Genomic DNA, 6,614 nt, shown 5'->3' with positions numbered 1-6,614 from the left:
TTCGCAGAGTCAATAGTTGAGTTTGAGATGGGGTTCGGCTTGGCTTTTGAAGGATCAGCACGTTGCGAATACGATATATTGGTAATTGATAGCATTTATCGTGCAACGTTCCCACCATAAATTGTGCCATTAACACGCCGGTTTGCTCTACAAGTGCAAAAAAACTAACTTCGCTAAGCGCTAACCAACGGGCCTCTTTATATAGCACTCTGCAAATATCAGCACTGGCTGCGCGTTTGAACTTAATCGCATGTTCTATTTGCGAAATTACTTTTGAGTCCAGGTTAATTTTAAGATGTTTATGATGGTCCTCGTCTAGCCAACTTGGCTTTTGACCGTTAAGACGATTAAGAGCCTGCTCAGCTTTTACATGGACCGACTGTTTAATGTCAGAAGGCAATGAATGGGGGAGCAATTGTTCTAGCAACAAATAGTGCTCAGCCACTTCCATACTCATCCTAGTAGACGCTCCTCGCCATTGAGCATTTATAGACCAGCCATAAGGCTTTGTACGAGTATCCTTTTCCAAACCAAAACTGCTACTGTCAAACATTGCTTGCAGATCTCGTTGTAACATCCGGGTGCTAACTGCCATCCCTCTATTCGATAACTTGCTCTTCAATTCAGAAGTAGATATGGAGCTTGGTTGGTATGGAATCAGTTCTAGGATGGTCAAATGACGTTGTGAATTCATTTTTTAACTTAACTAGCAACTAAGCTGGTAATATCCACCAGCTTAGTAAATATGAAATCTCTAACAAAAGGTAATATCAAGGTAATTAGTGTGATCTGAACCTGAATAGCTTTTCTTTATCGAGTATGACAAAACAGATTGGATCAATTTGATATATAATCTAAAGTCGACTTTCTTTGACATGTTCAAAGACTACATCAGTCACATCTCTTGCACGATATCCCTTTCCAGTTGGCTGAATTACTATCTTAAGTGAATCCTTGAGGGAGACTAATCTTTCCTTATAGTCCTGACCAATTGCAAAGTTCTCGGCAAATGGCTTAATTGCGTCCGAGAATGCTTCTATCATTGATTCTTTAGACGAATATCCTTCATGACCTAAAGCAGATAAATAAGAAATTAGCGCGGTGTCAATAAGTGTCCCTTCGAACCACCACGTTGAAGAGGCATAGCCTGCACACCACCGGATAGAAGTCTCCTGAAGATATACTTCAATGCTAGTAATATTTTCCCCGACAAAGCAAGAGCCGAACATAATGCCGGTAATATTATGTGTTTTAGATAGCTCTCCTACTTCGAATAGAATATGGTCGATATTGACTTCTCCAACCTTTTTTTTGTATCCATGTGCCGCGATGTAGATAATAGAGTTATCAAAACTGCTTCGGGTGATACATTCTAAAGCTTTATTAAAACTCGACTTATCATAGAAATTTGCATGATAAACCTCTGTATCTCCTGCTCTTTTAGCAGCCCCTTCTATAAACGGTAATACACTGGTCCGATTGTTGTCTGTATCATCCAAACCCCATGGAGATTCAAGTATCAAGATTGCATTATGCGCTCGCTTTTTATTCACAACAGCCATATTAAATCCTTATAGTTTTTTATTCCGCCAAATCAAAAATCATATGATACATGCCTATCATTTGCTTTTTATAAATTACCATTCTTCATCAAATAAACACTTTTGAACTACTGCTAAACACGTTAAATTGACCACAACCTATTTTTACCACTAATTTTTCTTTATTTCGTAATTCCAGTTCCAAAAGTTAATTAACAACGATTAAATCACCCCAAGCTTAGTATAAAGTTCTCTCTTTTCCTTCATTCTGATGTCTGATGGCGCTACACGCAATGCTACTTTGAGGTACGCAGCGGCGCCGGAGTAATCGCGCATTTGCTCACAGACTAAAACAAGCTGACTTAATATTTGAAACTTCATCGGCGTAGCTTGGTTTATTTTCTCTAACAATGCTCTCGCTTCTGGATATTTAGCCTCAAGACCAAATATGGAAGATTCTAAATATTCAGTTGTAGTGTTCTCATCCTCAGCTTGCTTTCTTTGAAGCAACCAAAACTTAGCTTGATTGATATTTCGAAGTTGTAAATAAGCCTTAACAATCAGCTCCAATAACTCTGCAGGTTGAATAAATTTCCCTTCAAGTAAGATCGACTTATTGCCTTCAACGACTTTTTCAAAATCAAACAGCCTATTTGCACGATATAGAGCGATCAGCTGTTGATGCAACGCTTGATGGTCTTTACTACGATGGTATTCTTGAGAGGCTAACTGAGCTGCTTTTTGATACGCCTGTTCAGACATTGCTTCAAGTACTGCACTCGACCAGTCTTGGTTTGGTCTTGACTGAAATACTGATACCGCAGCACCTACTTTAAGCTGTTTGTCACTAGCAGCATCAAACGCTCGTATTAGTTCAGAAACTGTTTGATAGCGATGATTTGGTTGCTTTTGTAAACAGGTAAGAACAACTAGCTCCAAGTCAGCATGGATGGAACTATTGATTTCGGTAGGTCGCTTGAAGGGAATATGCCGTTGCACTTGAGCTGGCGTATCATGCGGTAACTTCCCAGTCAAAAGTTGATAAAGCAAAACACCTAAGCTGTATACATCACCAAGCAATAACTCTTCTAAGCTACCTTTTCGGCTATCTACATTAGAAAATTCTGGTGCTGAATAAAGGACAGTCCCACCATTTTCCCGAGTACGTACGTAAATTTCTTCTGGTAAAGCTGAACTACCGAAATCAGTTAACTTTACCAAGTCGCGTTCACCAACCAAAATATTGTGTGGTTTAATGTCGCCATGGGAAATAGGAATTGGGAGCTCTGCTAGATATTTCACCGCGCTTAGTACTTGGCGATAAATTTTAAATAATCGCTCATACGTTTGACCAAAATTCCGCTGCCTATCATCAAGCTTTTGCGCCAATGTTTGGCTTGGAAAATACTCCATTTCAATATAAAACCATTCATTATCAATACGGCCCATATCAAAAATTTGAACAATATTGTCGTGCAGTTCAACATCTAACAGCTCTTTCCCTTCGGCAAGATGGCGATCTTCTCGTGTAATATCCTTAGGGATTTTTACCGCGACAATTTGCCCATCTTGCAAGCGCTCGGCGCGCCATACCCAGCCATGACTGCCATCACCTAAGCATTCAAGCAACAAATACTTATCACCCAAGCGCTTATTAGTACCAGGTAAAAAATGTGCTGACTTTATATTCATATCAACACCTCATAATGAATTCTATCTAAAGAGATAAAGTTTAGGTTTTTTATGAATAGGAAACGGCAAAATATAACTCGAACATCTGGCATAGCATGTACCTGCGTACCAGTAGATGAAGTAAACCCAGAACGGCATATCTCTTTAAGTTTTTGCGTATCAGGGGTATTCACAAGCCCTTGACTCCAAGCACTCAGCACCAAACTTTTCGGTGCATGGTCCCAGCGTTGAGCTGCTTCCATTAAGTTCTTCAATTTTTCTTCAAGTTTTTGCTGGCCTCGGGGAGTGCCATCAAAGCGTTCAAACTCTATTAGACACAATGGTGTTGACGCGTTTTTATCAAACCAGCCTGAATCTGAACGGATATCAGCACCGGAAGAGCCCGGAGCCGGGCACTCCACCACTGCCATATAAGATTGCTCATGACCGTACGTATTCCAAACACTGCAGCCTAGACTATGGACAAGAACATCTTGGTCCAACAATTCTCCGCTAGTCATAAGAGGAAACGCTTCTCTTACCCAAGAAAGCCCAGGCATGGGTAGATTAGCCATTAAAGGAACCCCAAACTCGCAATACTTCTGGAGACTCACCGCCATGAATAAGCGCCTTGCTACCGACCTTAACAAGTAATGGGGCCGGAATAGAACGACCACATACCAAAGCTTCACCGGTTGATAAACTCGGTAACTCATCCAGGTCGGCCTTGCTGACCATATCGGAAGCTTTAGCAATAAAACGCTGATCGTCAGGGTTTTTCAAACGCATAGTAATTAACGTATTGCACTGAGAGGTCACATCTGAGTCCAGTTTAGATGGGCGCTGACTCACAATGCCAAAACCGACACCAAATTTACGGCCTTCACCTGCAATTTTCTTAATGATCCTGTGACTTACTGCGTTACCACCAGCTGGCGCAAAGTTATGTCCTTCCTCGTAGACAATAAAGCAAGGGCGAAGTGGGTCTGTTTTGCTTGAAGCCGCTTTTAGAATCTCACTGGAGAGCAGAGCACAAACGACTTGCTTCGCGGTATCACTCAAGCCTTGTAAATCGACAACGACCAACCGGCCTTGTTGATTGCTTGGGCGACCGACCATTTTATAAATGTCAGTTGGCTCAGCCATCGTTGCACTGTAAAAGCTCTGAGCTTCATTTAGCACTCGAGAGAGCTTCATGGAGGCAACAGCAGCGCTTCGACCTGACAAAGCTTTAGCTTCCGCTTCAGAGAGATCGTCCCACTCTTTTAGCTCTTCAATGCCATCACCTAAAAAGTAACGTAGGCGGTTTATATCACGAGGTTCTGTCTTATCCACCGAGCGCCAATAGCGAATAGCCACATCCAACACACGCTGTTGCGGCTCGCTTAGCCCAGGTAAAATCTCGGCAATATCATCCATTTCAAAATGGTCGAATTGAAGCGCAAGTGGTGTGTTTTTGCTGGCATATTTGTGTTTAAAAGATTCATGCTGTGGTGAGAAAACCTTAATGCCCGCACCTGCGGCTTGTAACTTTTCAAAAGTATGTTTAATCAGAGGCAATGCTTCTTGATCGCGCTTATCGTCTGTTGCATCCAGAAGGCTAGAGAATTGCAGATTACCACCTGCCAGAGCTTTGCCGTATTCACCGTGAGGGTCGAACACCACGACAGTACCATTGTTAACGGCAACCAATCGCTCAATAATACGGCCAACTGTGTAAGACTTACCAGAGCCTGTCATCGCTAACACAGCCATGTGCTCAGTCACTAGCTTGTTTACATCAATGAAGACCGGAACCGTATTTTCACCTTTGTCGTAACCAACCAGATTACCCAAGTGCAAACTGGAGTGCTCATTGAACTCGTAAAAGTCACTCAAAAACTGAAAATCAACGGTTTCAACTGCAGTACCGGGATTAAGCGGGCGACGTGGGATCTTGATCTGACGAGATACAGGATCGCGGTATCCCACCAGCTCTACCTGCGCAAACATGTTCTCACCAGTCACATTCGCGCCTGGCAACAACTCAAGCTCAGTCACGCCATCACCAAAGCCTGCGTTGTAAAGCATATTGGTTCGGCTGATCTTCGTTACACGGCCTAATACGGCCACTTGCCCCTCGTCTTTACGCTCTTGGTGCATAATCCGTACAAATTCACCACGACGCACTGAAAACGAATCTTGCACCACCATAGTTAACTGGCTGGCATCGCCGGTATTGCCTACTAATTTACCTAAAACTTTATAAGCCATTGTTCAATCCCTCATCCAAGCCAGCCAACCAGCCTGCTTCAATATCATTATTCTTAAGTGCACCGTGCAAACCTTGGCGGTAAAACTTGGCAAACTTCGGTAAAATGCCAAGCTGCTGATAGCCTAGTAATTGCGGCAATGGCATGGCATTTCCTTTGTTCTGCATATCAAGCACCATCAATCGAGATGCCACTAAATCAAGATCTGCGCTCTGCCAATCAGGTTCATCACCTGCTAGCTGCACCATTTTAATTTGGCCACCACGCGCACTGCGAAAATGGAAGCCAATTAGGCCTTGCTTCGCTTCGACACTTGGTTCTATACGGTTCTCTTGTTCAGATAAACGAAACGCAATGGTCCGCGAGTAATTGCCTAAAATGCCATTAATAAAACGTAAGTCTCCAACACCCACTAAGCTTTCGTCCAGTCCTGCCAAATTTTGCATTAACTCACTAGAGAAACCGTCCGAATCTAAAATCTGCTTTCGCCCTTGCTCAGTACGTAAATCTTGTTTGGCAATACTCACAATTGCACTAAAACGCTCGGCCAAAATGCTTGCTAACACCACCCCCGTCTTATTCCATGGGAACAGCTTTGCACGGTGGTTTTGCCAAAAGGATTCTATTGCTCGCTTGGTTTTGTCATATTCCTGCTTATGGCGAACATTCCGCTCCAGTGGCGCCATATCGCGCGCTAAAAACAGTGGGGTATCAAGTAAAATTAAGTCACAGCGCTCTTGGCTCAACAGTTGTTTCTCAACCAGCTGATACGCCTGGCGAATTTCAATCAGGTCAAGCCGCTTTCGTTGCGCTTCGAAATCAATGTCATCCAGTTCAGATACTGAATCACTACCCGAAGTACTGACCTTGTTTTCTTCTATCAACAAATCTGTTCGTACAGCTGCGCTGGCATAAATAAATCCCCCTAGAGCTTTATCTAGGCACGATTTAGTGGCTATACCCGCCACGCTTAAATTCACTACCGTGGGCTTAGGCACAGCCTTAACTAAACCAGCATCACGAAACAGTGGTGCTACCTGTTCAATATCACGAATTTGCTTAAGTAAACGCCCCGCACTGCCTGGTAAGCGAAGCTGACTGTCTATGGCAAGTGATTGCGCTAAATTCATTGTTTTATTTTCATTCATAC

The 6,614-nt window shown here is 42.9% G+C and carries 6 protein-coding genes; all 6 read right to left on the bottom strand.

Annotation, left to right across the window (positions count from 1 at the left end):
* The coding region (locus ACFOEE_RS17630) for a transcriptional factor (RefSeq protein ID WP_377127414.1) at nucleotides 1–694 on the bottom strand (694 nt) is incomplete at its 3' end.
* Nucleotides 695–854: 160 nt separating this feature from the next.
* Entirely contained in the window at nucleotides 855–1,562 is a 708-nt protein-coding gene (locus ACFOEE_RS17625; RefSeq protein ID WP_377127411.1) for a hypothetical protein, read from the bottom strand.
* A gap of 201 nt (nucleotides 1,563–1,763) precedes the next feature.
* Entirely contained in the window at nucleotides 1,764–3,188 is a 1,425-nt protein-coding gene (locus ACFOEE_RS17620; protein ID WP_377127408.1) for a protein kinase domain-containing protein, read from the bottom strand.
* A 41-nt stretch (nucleotides 3,189–3,229) separates the two neighbouring features.
* Nucleotides 3,230–3,787: a hypothetical protein gene (locus ACFOEE_RS17615; RefSeq protein WP_377127406.1), complete on the bottom strand. Its 558-nt coding sequence runs from the start codon at nucleotides 3,785–3,787 to the stop codon at nucleotides 3,230–3,232.
* The gene (locus tag ACFOEE_RS17610) at nucleotides 3,780–5,465 is read right to left on the bottom strand and encodes a helicase HerA domain-containing protein (protein ID WP_207805466.1); all 1,686 of its coding nucleotides are present in this window, start codon (nucleotides 5,463–5,465) and stop codon (nucleotides 3,780–3,782) included. Before ACFOEE_RS17610 ends, ACFOEE_RS17615 begins: the two co-directional genes overlap by 8 nt.
* The gene (locus ACFOEE_RS17605; RefSeq protein WP_026000123.1) at nucleotides 5,455–6,612 is read right to left on the bottom strand and encodes a hypothetical protein; all 1,158 of its coding nucleotides are present in this window, start codon (nucleotides 6,610–6,612) and stop codon (nucleotides 5,455–5,457) included. The genes ACFOEE_RS17610 and ACFOEE_RS17605 overlap by 11 nt, the downstream gene beginning before the upstream one ends.
* Between the last annotated feature and the right edge of the window lie 2 nt (nucleotides 6,613–6,614).

The sequence above is a fragment of the Pseudoalteromonas fenneropenaei genome, from assembly GCF_042643375.1.
Lineage (GTDB): Bacteria > Pseudomonadota > Gammaproteobacteria > Enterobacterales > Alteromonadaceae > Pseudoalteromonas > Pseudoalteromonas fenneropenaei.
This window is presented reverse-complemented; position numbering and strand designations above follow the sequence as displayed.